This window comes from Phytoactinopolyspora endophytica (assembly GCF_004138495.1).
GTDB lineage: Bacteria > Actinomycetota > Actinomycetes > Jiangellales > Jiangellaceae > Phytoactinopolyspora > Phytoactinopolyspora endophytica.
On the sequence record NZ_ML142871.1, the window covers coordinates 18,858 to 19,653 of the forward strand.

A 796-nucleotide genomic window follows, 5' to 3' on the forward strand; every position below is an offset into this window, starting at 1 on the left:
ATGTACACCATCGGAGCCCAGCTCTCCGAGGCGATCCGGCTGCACCGCGACGTCACCAAAGACCAGACCCGCGAGATCGGCATCGACCTGCTACGCCGTGTCGGCATCCCCCAACCCGAACAACGCCTCGACGTCTACCCCTTCCAACTCTCCGGCGGCATGTGTCAACGCGTCATGATCGCCATCGCGCTGTCCTGCAACCCCGCAATGCTCATCGCCGACGAACCCACCACCGCCCTCGACGTCACCACCCAGGCCAGAATCCTCGACCTGCTCAAAGACCTCCAGCAAGAGACCGGCATGGGCATGATGTTCATCACCCACGACCTCGGCGTCGTCGCCGAGATCGCGGACGAAGTTACCGTCATGTACCTGGGCCGAGTCGCCGAACACGGCACCGTCGAACAGATCTTCAACGAACCCAAACACCCCTACACCCAAGCCCTGCTACGTTCGATTCCCGCCATGCGCGAGGGAACACAGCGCCAGCCCCTGCCCGCCATCCGTGGCATGGTCCCGCATCCGCAGAACCGCCCCGCGGGCTGTCCCTTCCGCACCAGATGCGACCACGCCATCCCCGGCATCTGCGACGTCGAAGAACCACCGGTGAGCCAGTTCGCGGGCGACCACCTCGCCTACTGCCACCTGTACAGCCATTCGGGAGCCATACCGCCCGCTTCGCTGCCCACGCCTACAACCGGCACCGTGATTGACATCTCTCCCGCTGAAGACGACTCTCCCGCTGAAGAGGTCACCCGTATCAGCACGGCCGAGATGCCTTCCCACCACGGCGGCG

The 796-nt window shown here is 64.6% G+C and carries 1 protein-coding gene; it reads left to right on the forward strand.

Annotation, left to right across the window (positions count from 1 at the left end; genetic code table 11):
* Positions 1-796, forward strand: a 796-nt coding sequence (locus ELR45_RS39675) for an ABC transporter ATP-binding protein (RefSeq protein ID WP_205857561.1), incomplete at both ends; no start/stop codon positions are given.